This is a genomic window from Blastomonas sp. AAP25 (genome assembly GCF_001295965.1).
Taxonomy (GTDB): Bacteria; Pseudomonadota; Alphaproteobacteria; order Sphingomonadales; family Sphingomonadaceae; genus Blastomonas; species Blastomonas fulva.
Map to the genome: position 1 here is coordinate 97,892 of NZ_LJHP01000001.1, position 20,956 is coordinate 118,847.

General features: G+C 63.7%; 21 protein-coding genes. 1 reads left to right on the forward strand and 20 read right to left on the reverse strand.

The annotated features are described in order from the left end of the window. Positions 1 to 88: 88 nt before the first annotated feature. The 4 genes from grpE to IP68_RS00495 form a co-directional block, all read right to left on the reverse strand. Positions 89 to 715 carry a nucleotide exchange factor GrpE gene (grpE, locus tag IP68_RS00480; protein ID WP_082382026.1) on the reverse strand — a complete coding sequence of 209 codons (627 nt, stop codon included), beginning with the start codon at positions 713 to 715 and terminating at the stop codon, positions 89 to 91. Next, the gene (gene hrcA / locus IP68_RS00485) at positions 712 to 1,752 is read right to left on the reverse strand and encodes a heat-inducible transcriptional repressor HrcA (RefSeq protein ID WP_054132998.1); all 1,041 of its coding nucleotides are present in this window, start codon (positions 1,750 to 1,752) and stop codon (positions 712 to 714) included. Before hrcA ends, grpE begins: the two co-directional genes overlap by 4 nt. A 66-nt stretch (positions 1,753 to 1,818) precedes the next feature. After that, complete coding sequence (locus tag IP68_RS00490; protein ID WP_054132999.1) at positions 1,819 to 2,724, reverse strand: MarR family winged helix-turn-helix transcriptional regulator; 906 nt, start codon at positions 2,722 to 2,724, stop codon at positions 1,819 to 1,821. Between the two features lie 24 nt (positions 2,725 to 2,748). Further along, positions 2,749 to 4,038, reverse strand: a complete 1,290-nt coding sequence (locus IP68_RS00495) for an adenylosuccinate synthase (protein ID WP_054133000.1) — start codon at positions 4,036 to 4,038, stop codon at positions 2,749 to 2,751. Positions 4,039 to 4,232: 194 nt separating this feature from the next. Here IP68_RS00495 and IP68_RS00500 point away from each other — a divergent pair, with 194 nt between their 5' ends. Further along, positions 4,233 to 5,267 carry an alpha/beta hydrolase gene (locus tag IP68_RS00500; protein WP_054133001.1) on the forward strand — a complete coding sequence of 345 codons (1,035 nt, stop codon included), beginning with the start codon at positions 4,233 to 4,235 and terminating at the stop codon, positions 5,265 to 5,267. A gap of 12 nt (positions 5,268 to 5,279) precedes the next feature. On the opposite strand, the gene IP68_RS00505 is transcribed toward IP68_RS00500, so the two are convergent. The 16 genes from IP68_RS00505 to nuoG form a co-directional block, all read right to left on the reverse strand. Then, a complete protein-coding gene (locus tag IP68_RS00505) occupies positions 5,280 to 6,404 on the reverse strand; it encodes an ATP phosphoribosyltransferase regulatory subunit (protein ID WP_054133002.1) in 1,125 nt (374 codons plus the stop codon). Between the two features lie 77 nt (positions 6,405 to 6,481). After that, positions 6,482 to 6,988, reverse strand: coding sequence for a hypothetical protein (locus IP68_RS00510; RefSeq protein WP_156317881.1), 507 nt, complete (start codon positions 6,986 to 6,988; stop codon positions 6,482 to 6,484). A gap of 146 nt (positions 6,989 to 7,134) precedes the next feature. Next, positions 7,135 to 7,344 (reverse strand): cold-shock protein, encoded by a 210-nt coding sequence (locus IP68_RS00515; RefSeq protein ID WP_017671033.1) that lies wholly within the window; start codon positions 7,342 to 7,344, stop codon positions 7,135 to 7,137. Positions 7,345 to 7,522: 178 nt separating this feature from the next. Beyond that, complete coding sequence (locus tag IP68_RS20020) at positions 7,523 to 7,690, reverse strand: hypothetical protein (protein ID WP_156317882.1); 168 nt, start codon at positions 7,688 to 7,690, stop codon at positions 7,523 to 7,525. A 169-nt stretch (positions 7,691 to 7,859) separates the two neighbouring features. Then, positions 7,860 to 8,138, reverse strand: coding sequence for a DUF1467 family protein (locus IP68_RS00520; protein WP_054133004.1), 279 nt, complete (start codon positions 8,136 to 8,138; stop codon positions 7,860 to 7,862). A gap of 37 nt (positions 8,139 to 8,175) precedes the next feature. Then, positions 8,176 to 9,861, reverse strand: a complete 1,686-nt coding sequence (locus IP68_RS00525) for a ribonuclease J (RefSeq protein WP_054133005.1) — start codon at positions 9,859 to 9,861, stop codon at positions 8,176 to 8,178. A 4-nt stretch (positions 9,862 to 9,865) separates the two neighbouring features. Continuing rightward, entirely contained in the window at positions 9,866 to 10,642 is a 777-nt protein-coding gene (locus tag IP68_RS00530; RefSeq protein WP_054133006.1) for a type III pantothenate kinase, read from the reverse strand. A gap of 31 nt (positions 10,643 to 10,673) precedes the next feature. Next, entirely contained in the window at positions 10,674 to 11,438 is a 765-nt protein-coding gene (locus tag IP68_RS00535; RefSeq protein WP_369814811.1) for a biotin--[acetyl-CoA-carboxylase] ligase, read from the reverse strand. Next, a complete protein-coding gene (nuoN, locus tag IP68_RS00540) occupies positions 11,381 to 12,844 on the reverse strand; it encodes an NADH-quinone oxidoreductase subunit NuoN (protein ID WP_054133008.1) in 1,464 nt (487 codons plus the stop codon). Before nuoN ends, IP68_RS00535 begins: the two co-directional genes overlap by 58 nt. Then, a complete protein-coding gene (locus IP68_RS00545; protein WP_054133009.1) occupies positions 12,844 to 14,385 on the reverse strand; it encodes an NADH-quinone oxidoreductase subunit M in 1,542 nt (513 codons plus the stop codon). The genes nuoN and IP68_RS00545 overlap by 1 nt, the downstream gene beginning before the upstream one ends. Position 14,386: 1 nt before the next feature. Next, on the reverse strand, positions 14,387 to 16,384 hold the full coding sequence (gene nuoL / locus IP68_RS00550; RefSeq protein WP_054133010.1) for an NADH-quinone oxidoreductase subunit L: 1,998 nt from the start codon (positions 16,382 to 16,384) through the stop codon (positions 14,387 to 14,389). A gap of 4 nt (positions 16,385 to 16,388) precedes the next feature. Further along, positions 16,389 to 16,694 carry an NADH-quinone oxidoreductase subunit NuoK gene (gene nuoK / locus IP68_RS00555; RefSeq protein ID WP_054133011.1) on the reverse strand — a complete coding sequence of 102 codons (306 nt, stop codon included), beginning with the start codon at positions 16,692 to 16,694 and terminating at the stop codon, positions 16,389 to 16,391. After that, positions 16,691 to 17,305 carry an NADH-quinone oxidoreductase subunit J gene (locus tag IP68_RS00560; RefSeq protein ID WP_054133012.1) on the reverse strand — a complete coding sequence of 205 codons (615 nt, stop codon included), beginning with the start codon at positions 17,303 to 17,305 and terminating at the stop codon, positions 16,691 to 16,693. Before IP68_RS00560 ends, nuoK begins: the two co-directional genes overlap by 4 nt. A 107-nt stretch (positions 17,306 to 17,412) precedes the next feature. After that, positions 17,413 to 17,892 (reverse strand): NADH-quinone oxidoreductase subunit NuoI, encoded by a 480-nt coding sequence (gene nuoI, locus IP68_RS00565; RefSeq protein ID WP_054133013.1) that lies wholly within the window; start codon positions 17,890 to 17,892, stop codon positions 17,413 to 17,415. A gap of 5 nt (positions 17,893 to 17,897) precedes the next feature. Then, complete coding sequence (nuoH, locus tag IP68_RS00570) at positions 17,898 to 18,941, reverse strand: NADH-quinone oxidoreductase subunit NuoH (protein ID WP_054133014.1); 1,044 nt, start codon at positions 18,939 to 18,941, stop codon at positions 17,898 to 17,900. Beyond that, the gene (gene nuoG / locus IP68_RS00575) at positions 18,938 to 20,956 is read right to left on the reverse strand and encodes an NADH-quinone oxidoreductase subunit NuoG (RefSeq protein ID WP_054133015.1); all 2,019 of its coding nucleotides are present in this window, start codon (positions 20,954 to 20,956) and stop codon (positions 18,938 to 18,940) included. Before nuoG ends, nuoH begins: the two co-directional genes overlap by 4 nt.

Here is a 20,956-nt window from a genome sequence, read left to right on the forward strand (position 1 = left end):
CACCCCCTCAGACCCGGGGGGGGGGCCGCTTATGCTCCAATCCAGCGCATGAGCGTGATTCCCGCATTCGCGGGAATGACGGAAGAACCTAGTCGGGCTTCTTGGCGACCGCGACCAGCGCCGGGCGCAGCAGGCGGTCCTTGATCATGTATCCGGCCTGCAGTTCCTGCACCACGGTGCCGGGCTCGGCATCCGCGTTCGGGATCTCGATCATTGCCTGATGCTGGTTGGGGTCGAGCGGAAGGCCGATAGCGGCGATGCGCGAAATGCTGTGCTTGGAGAACACGTTGTCGAGCTCGCGGCCGGTGGCTTCCAGACCCACGACCAGCCCCTTCCACTTCTCGTCCTCGCGCAGATCCTCGGGGATCAGTTGCAGCGCGCGCGCCAGATTGTCTGAGACGGAGAGGATATCGCGGGCAAAGCCGGTCGCAGCATAAGCGCGGGCATCCTGTGCATCCTTTTCGAGGCGGCGACGGACATTCTGGGTGTCGGCGCGCGCATACAGCACGTCCTGCCTGGCTTCGGCCAGCTGCGCTTCGAGCGCGGCGATGCGCTCTTCCAACGCGGCGTGATCGTCGCCCTGTTCCTTCAGGCTGTCGGGCACGCCTTCAAGCTCGGCAGCCGCTTCCTGATCGAGCGACCGGCTGGTGTCGGCGTTGTTGCTGGGGTCTTCCTGCGTCACTGTTTCGTCCTGAATCACGTCTGTCCCGTTCATTTCATCAATCTGGTTAGGCTCTGCGCGGTAAAGTCCACCATCGGGACAATACGCGCATAATTGAGGCGGGTGGGGCCGATGACACCGACCACGCCGACTACGCGCCCCTCGCCATCGCGGTAGGGCGCCGCTATCACGGATGATCCGGAAAGCGAAAACAATTTGTTTTCAGCGCCGATGAAGATGCGGGCCGATGCCGCCTCCCGCGCGCTGTCGAGAAGATGGGCAATGTCCTGCATCGCTTCAAGTTCATCGAGCAGCCGCCTCACCCGCTCCAGATCCGCCACCGCATCGTTGTCGAGCAGATTGGCCTGGCCGCGCACGATCAGCACCGGGCGGTCGGCGCCGTCACGCGACCACAACGCAAGCCCTCGGCGGACAAGGTCGGAACTCGCCTGATCGAGCGCGTCCCGCTCGCTGTTGATTTCCGCTTCGAGCGCGAGCAGCGCCTGCGACAGGCTGCGACCGGAAAGCCGGGCGGTAATGAAATTGCCCGCTTGCACCAGCATGCTCTCGGTGACGCGCCGGCTCATCTCCAGCACGCGGTTTTCGATGCTGCCATCGTTGCCCACCAGCACGGCCAGCACCTGAGTATCCGACAGCCGCACGAAGCTCATCTGGCGCAGCACAGGCTCGCGCCGCGGCACCATCACGATGCCGGCGCAAGCCGACAGCCCCGAAAGCGCCTGCGTCGTCGCCGCCAGCGCGGCCTCTATGGGCCCTGCATTGTCGAGCTGCTTTTCGATCGCGGCGCGCTCCTCGAACGACGGCTCTGCTACCTGCATCATGCCATCAACGAACAATCGCAGCCCCTGCTCGGTCGGCATCCGCCCCGCGCTGGTGTGCGGCGCGGCGAGCAGGCCCAGTTCCTCAAGATCCTGCATCACGTTGCGGATCGAGGCGGGAGAGAGGTTGACGGTGGAGGACTTGGAAATCGTGCGCGAGCCGACGGGTATCCCGGTATCGAGATAGCTTTCCACAACGATGCGGAAAACATCGCGCGCGCGGTCGTTCAGTTCGGTGAACTGGCTGGTCATGCCGCCAAATTAGGCGCAAGCGGCCCTACTAACAAGCCATTGCGCCACCGCGCCCCCAGGCGGGGGTCAACCGCCCAGCCCGCCGCGCGCATCCACCAGCGCAAACCACCCGCACAATTGGTCGAATGCCGCATCGGACAAGTCCACGAACATCCGCCGGGCATCGTCGGGATCGGCGCGGCGCTCGAGCAATTGCTGATCGGTCATCAGCCGGATCCAGCGCAGCGCGGTGGTCGGCGGGACGGCCGCTGCGATGCACAGGCTCGAGACGGACACGGAGCGGCGCTCAAGGCGCGATGCCGCCAGATCGAGCAGGATGTCCCAGGCGGGATCGGCAAACAGATCGGGGCGGAAGAACCGGTCGCGCAGGCGGCGAATGCTGATCAGGTGGCGAATCCGCTGCGGATCGGGCGGAATGGCGGGTGCGCGGTCGGTCGGTGCTTCGGCCTGATACGACAGGTTTCGCTCGGCGAGTCCGTCCGGCGCATCGTCATCGCCGGAGGTGATATGGCCGAGCTGTTCGGCCAGCCTCGCGAGTTCCATCGCCAACGCCTGCAGCCGCGCGCGTTCGTCGCGGTCGGGATCAAACGCGCCGTTTGCGTTCAGTATTCCGGTCAGATCGGACACAGCGATGGCGATCAGCGAGGGTGCATCGCCGAAGACGCAGGCCGCGGTGCGACCCTGCAGCAGGACATCGACCGCATCGATGGTCTCCAGACTGACTAGACACAGCAGCCCCGCATCCGATGCCACAAAAGCCAGGGCCTCAGTGCCGGGCACGGCCCGCCGCCAGTCGAAGGCATGGATGCGGGCGCTCGCCGCAAGGGGGCTGCCCGCAGGCGCGATCAGGGCAGCCGGGCGTCCTGCGGCCTGCAGCAGCCGGCCCGTCGCAGGACTGTCGACCGCGACAATCGGGTCTCCCGCAGCCGGAGCCGCGCCGTCACCAAAGGGCGAACGCCCGTCTTCGGACATGAAAACCCCCCATCAAGCGACCCGTCAGTCCGCGAAGGGATCGCGCACCAGGATCGTGTCTTCGCGCTCGGGCGAGGTCGATACCAGCGCTACGGGGCACTGGATCAGCTCTTCGACGCGCTTGATATACTTGATGGCCTGCGCGGGCAGGTCAACCCAGCTGCGCGCGCCCGCGGTCGATTCGTGCCACCCGTCCATCTCCTCGTAGATCGGCTGGACCGCAGCCTGATCGCCGGCATGCGCGGGGAAATAATCGAGCACCTTGCCGTTCAGCCGGTAGCCGGTGCAGATCTTGAGCTTGGCAAAGCCGTCGAGCACGTCGAGCTTGGTCAGCGCGATACCGGTGACGCCAGCGACCGCGCATGCCTGCCGCACCAGGGTCGCATCGAACCAGCCGCAGCGCCGCTGACGCCCGGTCACGGTGCCGAACTCATGCCCGCGCTCGCCCAGCCGCTGGCCAACCTCGTCCTGCAGTTCGGTCGGGAACGGCCCCGATCCGACGCGGGTGGTGTAGGCCTTGACGATTCCCAGCACGAAACCGCTGGCCTGTGGGCCCAGACCGCTGCCGCCCGATGCGGTGCCGGTGACGGTGTTCGACGAAGTGACAAACGGATAGGTGCCGTGGTCGACGTCGAGCAGCACGCCCTGCGCGCCCTCGAACAGCATGCGGGCACCGGCACGGCGAATTTCGCCGAGGCGCTTCCACACTGGCTGCGCGAATTCGAGCACGAACGGCGCGATCTCGGCGAGTTCGGCCAGCAAGGCTGCACGATCGATGGGCGGCTCGCCAAACCCGGCCCGCAGCGCATCATGGTGTGCGCACAGCCGGTCAAGCTGCGGATCGAGCGCATCGAGATGCGCCAGATCGCACACGCGAATGGCGCGCCTGCCGACCTTGTCCTCATAGGCCGGGCCGATGCCGCGGCGGGTGGTGCCGATCTTGCCCTGGCCGCTGGCATCCTCGCGCAGCGCGTCGAGATCGCGGTGGAAAGGCAGGATCAGCGGGCAATTGTCCGCCACAGCGAGGTTGTCCGGGGTGATTTCCACCCCCTGCCCGCGCAATTTGGCGACCTCGTCGCGAAGCGCCCAGGGATCGAGTACCACGCCGTTGCCGATAACGCTGAACGTCCCGCGCACGATGCCCGAAGGCAGCAGCGACAATTTGAACACCTTCTCGCCGATGACCAGGGTGTGTCCGGCATTGTGTCCGCCCTGAAAGCGGATCACCGCATCGGCGCGCTCCGCCAGCCAGTCGACAATCTTGCCCTTGCCCTCATCGCCCCATTGGGCGCCGATCACCGTAACATTGGCCACAAAACCATACCTTTTGCGAGATGGACGCGCCGTCAGCGACGCGCAAAGCGGGCTCGTCCTAGTGACGGCAGCCGCTTGCGTCCAGTGTGTTAGGGCAAAACATGATACAATTTAATGCACTTCGAGAATGGACGCAGGCAAGCAGCGTGCGGCAGACTTGCGCTCGCCCCAAGGGATTGCTGCGGAGACAGGCGATGCGCTGGAAGACTTTTGCACTGATGGTGACCGCCGGACTGATCGCTCCCGCGCTGATCGTCCCGACCCTGGCACAGCAGCGCGGCGGGCGCGAGCGGCTGCTCGACCGCGAATGCCGACGCGAGATCGTGAAGCTGTGCGGGCTGAACCGCTCGGAGATGCGCAGCTGCCTGCGCGAGCGCGGCGACGAGCTGTCGGAACGCTGCAAGACGCAATTCGTGGAGGGGATCGCCAAGCGCAGGCCGACCGCGCGGACCTCGCAGCCAAGCGATATCCCGTTGCGCGCGATTGCCTATGGCACCGCCGCCCAGCAGACGCTCGATCTGTATCTGCCTCAGGCGGAGCGGCCCGCAAGCGGATATCCGCTGGTGGTCTATCTGCATGGCGGCGGCTGGCGCAACGGCGACCGCTCGATGGTGCAGCAAAAGCCAGACTTTTTCGTCGGCAAGGGCTGGGCATTTGCGTCGGTCGGATACCGGCTGCTCCCCGAGGCTCCGGTGGAGCAGCAGGCCGAGGACGTCGCCTCGGCGCTGCGCAAGCTGCTCGCCCAATCGCAGGCGCTGGGTATCGATCCGGCCCGGGTCATTGTTATGGGGCACAGCGCGGGCGCACATCTGGCGGCCCTGGTGTCGACCGACCCGGCCTATCTCAAATCGGACATGGACAGGATTGCAGGCGTCATCCTGCTCGACGGTGCGGGCTATGACGTCGCACGCCAGATGCGCGACACGCCGATGATCGCCAAGAGCCTCTATGTCCCAGCCTTTGGCACCGACCCTGCGCGCCAGGCACGGCTGTCGCCGATCACTCACGCAGCCGCGCCCAATGTCAGCCGCTGGCTGATCCTGCATGTCGCCAGCCGTCAGGACGCAACCGAGCAGTCCAACGCGCTCGCCGCCGCGCTCAGGGCTGCGGGCTCGAAAGTCGTGGTCCAGTCGATCGCAGGCGAAAACCACATGACCATCAACCGCGAACTGGGCGCAGGAGACAATGCGCACACCCGCGCGGTGGCAGCGTTTCTCGAAGAATTCTGAACGCCGCAGCCTTTAAAGCGCGACAGTCTCGCTGCCCTGCAAGCGGTGCGAACAGCCCAGCGCGACCGCATCATCGGCATCGGTGATCGCTGCCAGCGTCCGCCAGCCGATCGCGCGCAGCCTTGCGGCGACCGCCTGATCGTGCCCCAGCGGCAGGAACAGCTTGCCCGCAGCGCCCTGTTCGCCGGTCAGGGTCATGTCGAGCAGCGCATCGGGGTAGAGCGAAAAGCCGGTGGCGACCTCTTCCCCGCCCTTGCCATCGGGGATGGCATAGGTTCCGCCGCGCCCCAGCACGCCTGCACAGCCATCGGCGTAGAGCGAAAAGCCGAACCAGCTCTGGTATTCGAAGCCGTGACGCTCGGTGGGGTCGAGCGTGACGGTCACATCGTCCGGCAGTGCCGCCACGATCTGGCGCAGCGCGGTGATCCGGCTGGCGAGCACGCCGCCGGCATCGATCGCGGCCAGCGAGTCGATCGCGGCCTCGAACGGTCCCATTGCATAGAGCAGCGGCAGATAAGCGTCGGCGCCCAATGCGGTGAGCCCGCCTGCATCCTTCATGTCGAGTTCGCGCCGGACCGAGGAAATCTGCCCCTGCGGCAGCGGGAACGCGGTGCCGGCAAGAGTGTCCACGAGGTCGGGCAAGGTCAGATCGACCGTGATGCCGGTGACGCCTGCCTCGGCCAGCGCCTCGATCGCGATCCGCACCACTTCCTGCGCGGCGGCGATGTTGTCGTGGCCGATCAGCTCGGCGCCGATCTGCAGCCGCTCGCGCTCGGGATTGAGCTGGTCGGATGCGATGCGCAGCACCTGGCCTGCATAGCTCAGCCGCAACGGGCGCGGCGCCGACGCCATCAGGGTCGTGGCCACCCGGCCCACCTGCACGGTGATATCCGAACGAATGGCAAGCGTGCGCATCGATGACGGATCGACCATGCGGAACAGATGCTGGCGCCCGGTGCCCTGCATGCGCGCTGCCAGCGAACGCTCGTATTCCACAAGCGGCGGCGAGACCCGGTCATAGCCATGCCCGGCAAGCACATCCATCGCGCTGCGGGTGAGCCGCGCAGCCTGTTCGGCGCGCGGAGGAAGCAGATCGGCAAGACCTGCGGGCAGGATATCGGGATTCGTCTCTGACATGGCGCTGCGCTTAGACGATTAGCGCGGCAGAGAAAACCTTCTCGCGCACGGGGTTGCAGCAGCAGCCCGGTTGCGGCCTAGGCCGGCAGGGTGCACGCCCCCTTGGTGATCGCGTCCTTGATCGCAAAAGCCTCACGCGTCCAGTTGGTGGTGGGAGCGACGTTGGTCTTCATGTCGATCGCCGCATTGGTAGCGAGCGGGTAGAGCTCGACCTCTTCCAGATCGATCCGCGCGAACATCGCCAGCGTCATCCGGCGCGATTCGACGCGAAACCGGCTCCACTCCGAAGCGATGCGATCCGGGGTCCAATATTGGGCGTGCTGGGCATATTCGGCGAACAAAGTGGCCAGTTCGGCCTGGAACTGCTGTCCCTTTTCGCGGACATGCGGACGCTCGTCCTGCAGCAGCTTGGCGTAAAGATGGCGATCCTCGAAGGCGAGATGCTGCATGATGTGGCTGCCGACCCGCCAGCGGGTCTCGGCAAGCAATGCGCGCGAGGGCATGGTTTCGTGATCAAGCAGCTGCAAAAGCGCCTGCGCTTTTTCGCGGATCAGCCTGTGATCGCGAAGCAATCTGTCCAGCATATCGCGGCCCTTCACTTGTTGAGACCATGCTAGAACCGATACGTTAAACGCTCGTAAATCTTTGGGTCGTTCTGAGGGCAACGACCAGACCCGAATGAGGCTGCGGAGCGGCGCAAACCGCCACCCCGCACCCTAGCACCTGAAAATCAGGCAGCAGCCGAAAGACGGACAGCCGCCATCTTGCCGCGGCGATCCTGTTCCAGTTCAAAGTTCACGCGCTGGTCGCGATCGAGCGTGCGCATGCCCGATGCTTCAACGGCGCTGATGTGAACGAACGCGTCGTTGCCGCCATCGTCGGGCTGAATGAAACCATAGCCCTTGTCGGCATTGAAGAACTTTACGGTGCCAATAGGCATAGTCATTTCCTTAAGTGTCGATTGCATGGGGCCGCACACGTTTGCGGACAGTTCCCCCTGCATAGTCCGGGACCGGAAGTTCGATTTCGACCTGTGCAACGCCCGGTCCCGGCCATTGCACGCGAAGATGCGGGCAACAGGTCATCGCCTTGCGGCAAGACCCTTCGCCCGGATGGCATCAGCCAGGCATGAAGCTGCCCGGCTGGGGATAGGCGATCGCATGCACCCGCAGGTCTTCGACGCGCGCCAGACTGGCCTGCGTGTCGCGCTCATCCGCGCAAGGCGAATGCAGCGCGCGCATGTGCGCAACGTGGAGATTGTCGAAAAGCTGATTGATATCTGGCATGCATTGGCTCGTGTTGCTGAGCAAGCAAGAGCGTGGAGCAAGGATGCCGCGAGTCTCTCAGTCGCGCGCTGGCTTGGATCATGGATCGCGCGATGGCCATCGTATAGCAGCAAATGGCGACAAAGTCTCACACTAAACGCAAGACGGACGGGTCAGCCCCCGGCAGCCTTCATTCGGCGCCTGGCGGCTTGCCGAAGATGTTGACATCCGATGGTCCAATCCAGCCGTTGACATAGTTGGCATAGAACAGCCCGAACACCACCGCGGACAGCGCGGTGGTGATCAGGACGACGCGAAGCGGCTTGAAATTGGCGGGCGCGCTGTCTGCCTGGCCGCGGACCGTCTCGATCCCCAGCTCTTCCGCGGTGCGCACGCCGAAGGGCATCACCACGAACGCGGTGATCACCCAGAACAGCAGATAGATTGCAGCAATGCTCGTCCAGCTCATGCGCTCATGTCCTGTTGCCTTGCGCCCAAGTGGGTCGTCAGCCCGCGATCATCAAGACCGTGACGACAGGCTTTTTGCCGGTCCAGCGCGTCGCGGCACGGCGCACGGCAAGGCGGATCGCCTCCTGCACGTCGTTGCCTCCGCCCGACGACCGGCCTTCCGACCTGCCGCCCCTGCCCTTCGGCTTGGCCTTGCCTGGCTTGTTGATCGCCTCGCGCACATCCTCGATCGTCTCGGCGATGAATGCATCGAGATCGTCCTCGACCGGAAGCCCCAGCGCGCGCACCACCGGATCGCCGATCAGTCCGCCGCGCCCGTCGAGCGCGACCGCGACGCTGACCTGTCCATTGACCGCGAGCTTGCGCCGCTCGGCCATGGTCATGCCATCGGCGGGCAGGATGACATCGCCATCCAGCACCAACCGGCCGGCGCGCTCGCGGCTGATCACTCCGGGCTTGCCGGGGGCAAGCCGCACCATATCGCCGTTCTTCTGCACCACCACCGAAGGGATGCCCTGCTCGGTCCCGAACCGGGCCTGCTCGGTCATGTGGCGCATTTCGCCATGCACCGGCACCAGGATCTGCGGCCTGATCCAGCGGTACATCTCGGCAAGCTCTGGGCGTCCCGGATGGCCCGACACATGAATATCGGCCTGGCGGTCGGTGATCATCTGGATGCCGTCTTCGGCCAGCTTGTTCTGGATGCGGCCAATCGCGATCTCGTTGCCGGGGATGACCTTGGACGAGAACAGCACGGTGTCGCCCGCCTCCAGCTTGATCTGGTGGTTGCCCTCGGCCACGCGCGCGAGCGCAGCGCGCGGTTCACCCTGGCCGCCGGTGGCGACTACCAGCACCTGGCGGCGCGGCATGCCCATGGCGGTGTCGAAGTCGACCAGTTCGGGAAGGTCCTTCAGATAGCCATTGGCCTTGGCGACCGCGATGATACGATCGAGCGAGCGCCCGGCGACGCAGAAGGCGCGATTGGTCGCCTTGGCAACCTCGCCCAGCGTGTGCAGGCGCGCGACATTGGAGGCGAAGGTGGTGATCAGCGCCCGACCCTTGAGCGGCTTTACCGCCTTGATCAGCGCATCACGCACCGCGCCTTCGGAGCCCGAGCTTTCGGGATTGAAGACGTTGGTGGAATCGCAGACCATCGCGAGCACGCCCTCGTCGCCGAGCGCGGTGAGCGTCTCGGGCGTTGAAGGCACCCCGACGATCGGCTCGTCGTCGAGCTTCCAGTCGCCGGTGTGGAAAATGCGGCCATAGGGCGTGTCGATCAGCAGCGCGTTGCCTTCTGCGATCGAGTGCGCCAGCGGCAGATAGCGGAAGCCGAACGGGCCGAGCTGAAGGCTGCCCTCGTTCTCGATGACGTTGAGCTCGACATCCTTGACCAGCCCCTGTTCTTCGAGCTTGCGGCGGATCAGGTCGGCGGTGAACGGCGTTGCGAACAGCGGGACATTGAGGTCCGCCGCCAGATACGGCAGCGCGCCGATATGGTCTTCATGGCCGTGCGTCAGCACGATGCCGAGCAGGTCGTCGGCGCGTTCCTCGATGAACTCGAGATCGGGAAACACCAGCTCGACACCGGGATAGGCCGGATCGCTGAAGGTCATGCCCAGATCGACCATGACCCATTTGCCGTCGCAGCCGTAGAGGTTGGCATTCATGCCAATTTCGCCCGACCCGCCAAGGGCCAGGAACAACAATTCTTTTCCAGGTTTCATGTAATCAAAATGCCCTTTCGGCAATCATGGCGAGACCCTGCAGGGTCAGGTCGGGTTCGACCGCATCAAATATCGTCGTGTGCTCATCAAACAGCACCGCAAGTCCGCCGGTTGCGATAACCTTGGCCGGGCGGCCGATTTCGGCGCGCATCCGTGCGACCAGTCCTTCCATCATCGCGACATAGCCCCAGAACACGCCGATCTGCATCTGGTCCTCGGTGTTGCGGCCGATGACAGAGCGGTTGTTGCGCGGGGTTTCTATCGCGATGCGCGGCAGCTTTGCGGCGGCTTGAACCAGGGCATCGAGCGAGAGGTTGATCCCCGGCGCAATGATGCCCCCCTTGTAGGCACCCGTATAATCCACGACGTCATAGGTGGTTGCAGTGCCAAAGTCGATGATGATGATATCACCGGGATGCAGCGCGTGCGCCGCGATCGAATTGACCGCGCGGTCGGCGCCCAGCGACTTGGGCTCGTCGACATCGATCTGCATCTGCCAATCCGCAGGTTCAACCCCGGCGATCAGTGGCTCGACACTGAAATACTTGCGCGAAAGCACCTGCAGATTGTGCAGCGCGCGCGGCACCACAGTGGAGATGATCACCTGGCTGATATCCTGCCGGATGAAGCCTTCCAGCGCGAGCAGCTGGTTCAGCCACACGGCATATTCGTCCGCAGTGCGGCGCGCATCGGTGGATATCCGCCAGCGCGCCTTGATCGTGCGTTCGTTGAACAGCGCAAACACGGCGTTGGTGTTGCCGACATCAATGGCAAGCAGCATGCGTCACGTCCTTCATTTCGACTAAACGGCTTCAAGCGAGGAGATGGACATCGCCTGCGCTGACGGATTCGATCCGCCCATCGGCACACCGCAGCAGCAGCGCGCCATCCGTGGACAGACCTTCGAACACACCCTCAATTCGATCCTCGGGGCCCCGCTGGACCGCCATCGCTTCCCCGGGCTTATGCGCGGCGGCGCACCAGACTTCAAGCAGCGTTGCAGGGTCGGTCGTTCGCCATTGCAACAGGCGCGACCGGAAGCGCGGTTCGAGCAGCTCGATCACCGCTGCTGCATCCACCTGCGCCATCGCGCCCTGATCGTGCAGCGACGTGACGCTGCGCCCTGTAACCTCGGGCGTAATCGCGACATTCATGCCTATGCCGACCACCACTGCATCGCGCCGGCGCTCAAGCAATATTCCAGCAAGCTTTGCGCCATCGACATGCACGTCGTTGGGCCATTTTAGCCGGGCATGACTGTCGGGGAGAATCGCACGGACGGTATCGAGCACCGCAAGCCCCGCGACGAACGCCAGCAGATGCGCGGCGGGATCCTGGGAGCCGATCCGCACGAGGGTGCTGCAATACAGATTGCCCAAAGGGCTCAGCCATTGCCGGCCAAGTCGTCCGCGGCCCCCGCTCTGCTGCTCGGCCCGGATCCACAATCCTTCGGGCGCACCCGCCTCGGCACGCTCGAGCATGTCCGCATTGGTGGATGCGGTCAGCGCGACCGTTTCGATCAGGCCGACCAGAACAGTGCCTTGGCGGCCCCTGCCGTCACCGGGCTCAGCGCCAATGTCGCGAAATAGCCCAGCGGCGACACGAACAGCGCGGTGATCGCAACCAGCACCATGCGCGCGGGCGAATCGCTCGGTGCAATGACATCGGCGGGCTCATCGAAGTACATGACCTTGATGACCTTGAGGTAGTAGAACGCACCGATTACCGAGGCGGCGATGCCGATCGCGGCGAGCGGGATCAGGCCTGCCGCCACTGCGGCATCGAACACCACGAACTTGCCCCAGAAGCCGAACAGCGGCGGGATGCCGGCAAGGCTGAACATGAACACAGCGAGCGCTGCGGCCAGACCCGGGCGCGTCCGCGAAAGCCCCGCAAGCTTGCCGATATCCTCGACAGGCGCGCCGGTGCGATCGTTGAGATCGAGCACGCACACGAAGCTCCCCAGCGTCATCGCGACATAGATCACCAGATAGGTCATCATTGCCGATGCGCCTTCTGGCGTTCCGCAGGCAAGTCCGATCAGCATGAAACCGACATTGTTGATCGACGAATAGGCCAGCAGCCGCTTGATGTTCGTCTGCCCGATGGCGCCAGCAGCGCCCAGGATGATCGAGGCCAGCGCCACGAAGATCACGATCTGCTGCCAGATGCTCTGCTGACCGCCGAACGCCTCGATCGCGACGCGCATGGTCAACGCGAGGGCAGCGACCTTGGGCGCGGTGGCGAAGAAGGTGGTCACCGGGGTCGGCGCGCCCTCATAGACGTCGGGGGTCCACATGTGGAACGGAACCGCGCTGATCTTGAACGCCAGGCCCGAAAGCACGAAGACGATCCCGAACAGCGCGCCGGTCGACACGCCATCGGCAAACGCGGTCTGGATACCGATGAAGCTGGTGGTGCCGGTAAAGCCATAGAGCAAAGACATGCCGAACAGCAGGATGCCGCTAGCCAGCGCGCCGAGGACGAAATACTTGAGACCGGCCTCTGCCGAACGATCATCGCTTCGCAGGAAGCTTGCGAGCACGTACGCGGCAAGGCTGTTGAGCTCGAGACCAATGTACAGCGTCAGCAGATCGACCGCCGAGACCATCAACCCCATGCCGATCGAAGCGAACAGGATGAGGATCGGGTATTCCGCGCGCATCATGTCGCCGCGCGCGAAGAACTTGGGCGCGACAATGACGCAGCCGATCGCCGACAGGAAGATCAGCGCCTTTGACAGCGAGGCAAAGCGGTCCATGCGATACTGGCCGTAGAACGCATCCGCGCCATCGGCAAAAGCCGGGTCGAACAGGAAGTTGAGCGACAGCGCCAGCGCGCCGAACAGCGCGACGACCGCGAGCACGCTGACCATGCGCGACGCCTTGTTGCCACCCCAGGCGGCGATCAGCAGCAGCACGAGGCCGGAGATGCTGAGGACGATTTCCGGCGAGGCCAGCTGGAACCAGAGCGCGTAATTCATCAGTGATGGCCTTCTTCAGCATGGGCTGCGGGCGTGAGAGCGGTACCTGAGCCCAGCTTGACCTGAGCATCGCCCAAGGGCTTGGCGGCAGCGAGCCGCGCCTCGAGCGCGCCGACATCCTTGCGCATCGGTGCCATGAAGCTTTCGGGGTAGACCCCCATCCACAACACGACGAGTGCGATCGGCAGCAGCAGCGCGATCTCGCGCTTGTTGAGATCGGGCATGGCGGCGACGTCATCCGACTTGATCACGCCATAGGCCACGCGCCGGTAGAGATAGAGCATATATGCCGCGCCCAGGATGATGCCCGTGGTCGAGACGATCGCAACCCAGCTCGACACCTCGTAGACGCCCACCAGCGAGAGGAACTCGCCGACAAAGCCGCTGGTGCCCGGCAGGCCGATCGAGGCCATCGTGAACAGCAGGAACAGCAGTGCATAACGCGGCATGTTGATCGAGAGACCGCCGTAACGATCGATCTCGCGGGTGTGCAGCCGGTCGTAGATCACGCCGACGCACAGGAACAACGCGCCCGAGACCAGACCGTGGCTGAGCATGACGATCAGCGCACCTTCCAGGCCCTGACGGTTGAACGCGAAGAGCCCGACGGTAACGATCGCCATATGCGCGACCGACGAATAAGCGATCAGCTTCTTCATGTCGCTCTGCACCAGTGCGATGAGCGAGGTGTAGACCACCGCGACCATGGACAGCGCGAACACCAGCCAGATGTAGTCCACCGACGCATCGGGGAACATCGGCAGCGAGAACCGGATGAAGCCATAGCCGCCCATCTTGAGCAGCACGCCCGCCAGGATCACCGAGCCTGCGGTGGGTGCCTGCACGTGCGCATCGGGCAGCCAGGTGTGCACCGGCCACATCGGCATCTTGACCGCGAAGCTCGCGAAGAACGCCAGCCACAGCCAGGATTGTGCCTCGAGCGGGAAGTCATAGGCCATCAGCGTCGGGATGTCCGACGTGCCCGCCTCGTTCACCATCCAGAACATCGCGATCAGCATCAGCACCGATCCGAGCAGGGTGTAGAGGAAGAACTTATAGGACGCGTAGATCCGGTTCGCACCGCCCCAGATGCCGATGATCAGATACATCGGGATCAGGCCGGCCTCGAAGAAGATGTAGAACAGGAAGATGTCCTGCGCGGCGAACACGCCGATCATCAGCACTTCCATCAGCAGGAACGCGGCCATGTACTCGCCGACGCGGGTCTGGATCGCTTCCCAGCTTGCGCCGATGCAGATCGGCATCAGGAACACCGAGAGCATGATCAGCATCAGCGCGATGCCGTCGATGCCCAGCGCCCAGCTGAACCGGTCGAACAGCGCCGCCTTCTCGACGAACTGCCACTGCGCTCCACCGATGTCGAAGTTCATCCACAGCACGATGCCGAGCGCCAGATCGATCAGCGTGGCGGTGAGTGCCAGCCAGCGCGCGGTGTTGGCGCTGACGAACAGACACGCGATCGCCGCCGCCATTGGCACGGCGAGCATCATCGACAGCACAGGAAATCCCAGATCGTTCATGTCAGCGCACCATCAGCCAGGTGAGCGCCGCCACAAGGCCGAGCAGCATCACCAGAGCGTAACTGTAAAGGAAACCGGATTGGAGCTTCACCGCCATGCGGCTGCCCGAGGCGACCAGGACTGCGGCGCCATCGGGGCCGAAGCGATTGATCGTCCCTTCGTCGCCGACCTTCCAGAAGAAGCGGCCCAGCGCCATGGATGGCTTGACGAAGATGTGGTTGTACAGCTCGTCGAAATACCACTTGTTGAGCAGGAATTGGTAGACCGGCGCCAGCGCCCCGGCGAGCTTGGCGGGCAGGCTCTTGTTGACGACATACATCAGGATCGCGGTGGCAAGACCCACCAGCATGGCGACGGTAGAGGCCAGCTTCACCCACAACGGCACTTCATGCATCTCGTGCATCAGGTGCTCGTTGAAGAACAGGCTGCCGTTCCAGAAAGCTTTGCCATGCTCGGCATCGATGAACGCGTGGTGGAAGACGAACCCTGCGGCCACCGCGCCGATGGTCAGCACGATCAGCGGGATCAGCATCGGCAACGGGCTTTCGTGCGGGTGATAGCCGCCCGTGGTGTCCGCGCCTGCCTGCACCGGCGTCTTGTGGACGCTGTGCTGAATATGCTCGGATTCGATCCAGCGCGGCTTGCCGAAGAAGGTCAGGAACATCAGGCGCCAGCTGTAGAAGCTGGTCAGCAGAGCCGCGATCACGCCGATGCTGAAAGCGAACTGGCCGACCTGCGTTCCGGAAGCGAAAGCCGCCTCGATGATGCCGTCCTTGGAATAGAAACCGGCAAAGCCTGCGACGCCTACGATACCCACGCCGGTAATCGCGAGCGTACCCGCCATCATCGCCCAGAAGGTGATCGGGATCGATTTACGCAAGCCGCCATAATAGCGCATGTCCTGCTCATGGTGCATCGCGTGGATCACCGAGCCTGCGCCCAGGAACAGCAGCGCCTTGAAGAACGCATGCGTGAACAGATGGAACATCGCCGCGCCATATGCGCCGACGCCTGCTGCAAAGAACATGTAGCCGAGCTGCGAGCAGGTCGAATAGGCGATCACGCGCTTTATGTCGGTCTGCACCAGGCCAACGGTCGCGGCGAACAGCGCCGTGCAAGCGCCGACGATGGTCACCACGGTGAGCGCAGTCGGGCTGGCCTCGAACATCGGCGACAGGCGGCAGACCATGAACACGCCGGCGGTAACCATGGTCGCGGCATGGATCAGCGCCGACACAGGCGTCGGGCCTTCCATCGCATCGGGCAGCCAGGTGTGCAGCCCGAGCTGCGCCGACTTGCCCATCGCGCCGATGAACAGCAGCAGGCACAGGACGGTCATGAGGTCGAAGCGTCCGCCAAGGAAACCGATCGTCGCGCCTTCCATGCCGGGCGCGGCTGCCAGGATCGCGGGGATCGAGACGGTGCCGAAAACCAGGAAGGTGCCGAAGATGCCCATCATGAAGCCAAGATCGCCGACGCGGTTGACCACGAACGCCTTGATCGCAGCCGCATTGGCGCTGGGCTTGCGGAACCAGAAACCGATCAGCAGATACGAGGCAAGGCCCACGCCTTCCCAGCCGAAGAACATCTGGACGAGGTTGTCGGCAGTCACCAGCATCAGCATGGCGAAAGTGAACAGCGAGAGATACGCGAAGAAGCGCGGCTGGTCCGGGTCCTCGTCCATATAGCCCCAGCTATACAGGTGGACGAGTGCGGACACCGAGGTCACCACGACCAGCATGACAGCGGTCAGCGTATCGACGCGCAGCGCCCAGTCGAACTGCAGGTCGCCCGAGCGCAGCCAGGACAATACCGGCACGACATATTCGGTCGAGGTGCCGCCGAGGAAACCAAGGAAGATCGGCCAGCTGAGCGCGCACGCGGCGAACAGGGCGGCGGTCGTCACCACCTTGGCGGGGACATTGCCGATGATCCGGTTGCCCAGCCCAGCGATGATGGCTGCCAGCAGCGGCAGGAAGACGATCAGGGTGATGGCCATGTGCTTAACCCTTCATCTGGTTGACGTCGTCAACCGCAATGGTGCCGCGGCCACGGAAGTAGATGACCAGGATAGCAAGACCGATCGCCGCTTCGCCTGCCGCAACGGTCAGCACGAACATGGCGAACACCTGGCCCACCATGTCGCCCAGGAACACGCTGAACGCGACGAGGTTGATATTCACCGCGAGCAGGATGAGCTCGATCGCCATCAGGATGATGATGACGTTCTTGCGGTTGAGGAAGATGCCCAGCACGCCCATCACGAACAGGATGGAGCTGACCACGAGATAATGCTCGATACCAATCATAGCTCGACACCTTCACCGACGACGGGCTGCGTGTTGCGCGTGGCCTCTTCGGGACGACGGCGCACCTGCGATGCGATGTTCTGCGGGCGGACTCCGGCGCGCTTGCGGTGGGTCAGCACGATCGCACCGACCATCGCCACCAGCAGCACAAGGCCTGCGCTTTCGAACAGGAAGATATAGCGGGTGTAGAGCAGCTCACCCACTGCCTGGATGTTGCTCGCGCCCATGCGTGCGGGGTTGAGCGCATGCTCGCCCAGCGCGATGTTGCCCGCGCGATACGCACCGATGCCGAACACCAGCTCGGCCAGGAACACCGCCGCGAGCGCGAGGCCCAAAGGCAGGTTCTTCATGAAGCCGCCGCGCAGTTCGGCAAAATCGATGTCGAGCATCATCACGACGAACAGGAACAGCACCGCCACCGCGCCGACATAGACGATCACCAGCAGCATCGCGATGAACTCGGCGCCGATCAGGATCATCAATCCCGCCGCGTTGAAGAACGCGAGGATAAGCCAGAGCACCGAATGCACCGGGTTGCGGGCGAGGATGGTGAACGCACCGCTGGCGATCACCACCGACGCGAACATGTAAAAGGCAAATATCTGGATCAAAGCTTTACAGCCCCCGATGCGCCCAATCGAGCAGGTCTGGTATCCGGCCCCTGCCCCGCGTCTCCCAGCGGGTCAAAAGCCTTCGGTGAATCGAATTCGTGTGCGCCTTAACGATAAGGGGCATCCGCTTCAAGGTTGGCAGCAATGGCACGTTCCCATTTGTCGCCATTCTCAAGCAGCTTGCCCTTGTCGTAGATGAGCTCCTCGCGGGTCTCGGTGGCATATTCAAAGTTCGGCCCTTCGACGATCGCATCGACCGGGCACGCTTCCTGGCAAAAGCCGCAGAAGATGCACTTGGTCATGTCGATGTCGTAGCGCGTGGTGCGACGGCTGCCGTCCTCGCGCGGTTCGGCCTCGATGGTGATCGCCTGGGCGGGGCACACGGCCTCGCACAATTTGCACGCGATGCAGCGCTCTTCTCCGTTGGGATAGCGGCGCAGCGCGTGTTCGCCGCGGAAACGCGGAGACAGCGGGTTCTTCTCGAACGGATAGTTGATCGTCGCCTTGGGCTTGAAGAAATACTTCAAGGTCAGCGCGTGCGCCTTCACGAACTCGTACAGCGTAAAGGCTTTGAGAGTTTGCAACATGTCTATCAGACCCCGTAGCGTGTGAGCATCAGATAGCCCGACACCAGGAAAATCCACAGCAGCGAGATCGGCAGGAAGACCTTCCAGCCCAGCCGCATCAATTGGTCATAACGGTAGCGAGGCACCGTCGCCTTGACCCAGCTGAAGATGAAGAAGAACGCGGAAATCTTGAGGATCAGCCAGAAGATGCCGGGGACGGCATAGAGCGGCGCCCATTCGAACGGCGGCAGCCAGCCACCCCAGAACAGCACCGCGTTGAGCGTGCACATCAGCAGCACGTTGGCATATTCGCCCAGCCAGAACAGAGCGAACGCCATCGAGGAATATTCGGTCTGATAGCCTGCAACCAGTTCGCTCTCTGCTTCGGTGAGATCGAACGGCGCGCGCGCGGTTTCAGCGAGCGACGAGATCAGGAACATCACCGCCATCGGGTAAAGCAGCAGGTTGAACCCGTACCAGTTGATGAAGCCAAGCCCGTGCCCGCGCTGCGCCTCGACAATGTCATTGAGGTTGAAGCTGCCGGTCCATAGCACGACGGTGACGATGATGAAGCCGATCGAGACTTCGTACGAGATCATCTGCGCGGCGGCACGAAGCGCCGAGAAGAACGGGTATTTCGAGTTCGACGCCCAGCCTGCGATCACCACGCCATAGACGCCCAGCGAACTCACCGCGAGGATATAGAGCAGACCGACGTTGATGTCGGCGAGCACCATGTCCTGATCGAACGGGATCACCGCCCAGGACAGCAACGCCACAGTGAAGGTGATGATCGGCGCGATCAGGAACAGGCCCTTGTTCGCGCCCGAAGGAATGATGGTTTCCTGCAGGAACACCTTCAGCGCGTCGGCGAAGCTCTGCAGGATGCCGAATGGGCCTACGACGTTAGGGCCACGACGCAGCGCCATCGATGCCCAGATCTTGCGGTCGAAATAGATGACGATCGCCACCGACAGCATCACCGGCAGTGCGATCAGCAGGATGAGGATGAGGTTGGCGACGAACCAGCCCCAGCCCATGCCCAGCGATGATTGGAAAAACTCGGTCATTCCGCGGCCTCCAGCATCGCTTCGCCGTGCAGCAGTTCAGCCGAGCAGCGCTGCATCGTCGTGCTGGCGCGCGCGATAGCATTGGTGAGGTAGAAATCCTTGATCGGATAGCCGACCTGACCCTGCGGGCTGGACGCCAGCCTGGGCGGTGCCCAGTCGTAAGAGGCAAGCCCCTCGATGCCCAGCGCCGGAACCGCTGCGATCATCGCCGCGCGGCATTCGACAAAGCTGTCGAACGGAAGCGTCTGGCCCAGCACCTCGGACAAAGCGCGCAGGATCGACCAGTCCTCGCGGGCATCGCCCGGCGCGAACACGGCCTTGTCGCTCATCTGCACACGGCCTTCGACATTGACATAGGTGCCGTTCTTTTCGGGATACGCCGCCGACGGCAGGATGACATCGGCAGCGGCCGCACCCTTGTCGCCATGATGGCCGATGAACACCTTGAAGCTGCCATCGAACTGGCTGAAGTCGACCTCGTCCGCACCCAGCGCGAGCAGCAGCTTGGGCTTGGCGGCGACCAGATCGGCGATGCCACCGGGCTGTGCCCAGCCGAGCATCAGCCCGCCCATGCGCGATGCGGCCATGTGCAGGACGTTGAAGCCGTTCCAGGGACCGTCTTCGGTATCGCGAACCATGCCGAAGCTGTCGGCAAGCGCAAGCGCTGCGCCATGCGCGCCTTCGACGCCCAGCGCACCGCCGCCCATGATCAACCCGGGACGCTTGGCGCCCTTGAACACGTCAGACACCGCGTCGGGCAGAGTGCCCAGCAGGCCCATGTCGTTGCCCAACCATTCGACCTTGTAGGTAAGGTCGATCTCGTCGCCGATCGCATAGACCTTGGCGCCGTGCTTGATCGCCTTGCGGATGCGGGTGTTGACCAAAGGCGCTTCCCAGCGCGGATTGGTGCCCACCAGCAGGATCGCATCGGCGGTCTCGATGCCGTTGAGCGTCGAGTTGAAGTTGACCGCAGCGAGGCTGGAGGTGTCGTATTTGAGGCCGGTCTGGCGGCCTTCGATCAGGCTCGAACCCATCTTGGCCAGCAGTTCGCGCGCGGCAAACATGGTTTCGCAGTCGAGCAGATCGCCCGCGACGGCCGCCACGCTCGATCCGGCGTTGACCGCAGCGATTGCTGCAAACGCCTGCGCCCAGGTCGCCTCGACCAGCTTGCCGTTGGTGCGCACATAAGGCCGGTCGAGCCGGCGGCGCATCAGGCCATCGACCGCGTACCGGGTCTTGTCGTGCGCCCACTCCTCGTTGACGTCGTCGTTGACGCGCGGCAGCACACGCAGCACTTCCCTGCCCCGGCTGTCGAAGCGGATGTTGGTGCCGACCGCGTCCATCACGTCGATGCCCAAGGTCTTCTTGAGCTCCCAGGGACGTGCTTCATAGGCATAGGGACGCGAGGTCAGCGCGCCGACGGGGCACAGATCGATGACATTGCCCGAAAGCTCGGACGAGACCGCCTTTTCCAGATAGCTGGTGATCTGCATGTTCTCGCCGCGACCGATCGCACCGATCTGCTCGGTGCCGGCGACTTCCTCGGCAAAACGCACGCAGCGGGTGCAGTGGATGCAGCGGGTCATCACCGTCTTGATGATCGGACCCATGTACTTTTCGGTGACCGCGCGCTTGTTTTCGTCATAGCGCGAACCGCCGCGGCCATAGGCCACCGACTGGTCCTGCAGGTCGCACTCGCCGCCCTGATCGCAGATCGGGCAATCGAGCGGGTGATTGATCAGCAGGAACTCCATCACGCCTTCGCGTGCCTTCTTCACCATGTCGGAGTTGGTGCGGACTTCCTGATTGTCCATCGCGGGCAGCGCGCAGCTCGCCTGCGGCTTGGGCGGCCCGGGCTTCACCTCGACCAGGCACATCCGGCAGTTGCCAGCGATGCTCAGCCGTTCGTGATAGCAGAAGCGCGGGATTTCCTTGCCGGCAGCCTCGCAGGCCTGCAGCACGGTCGCGCCCTGGGGGACTTCAACTTCGATCCCGTCTACGGTCAGTTTAGGCAT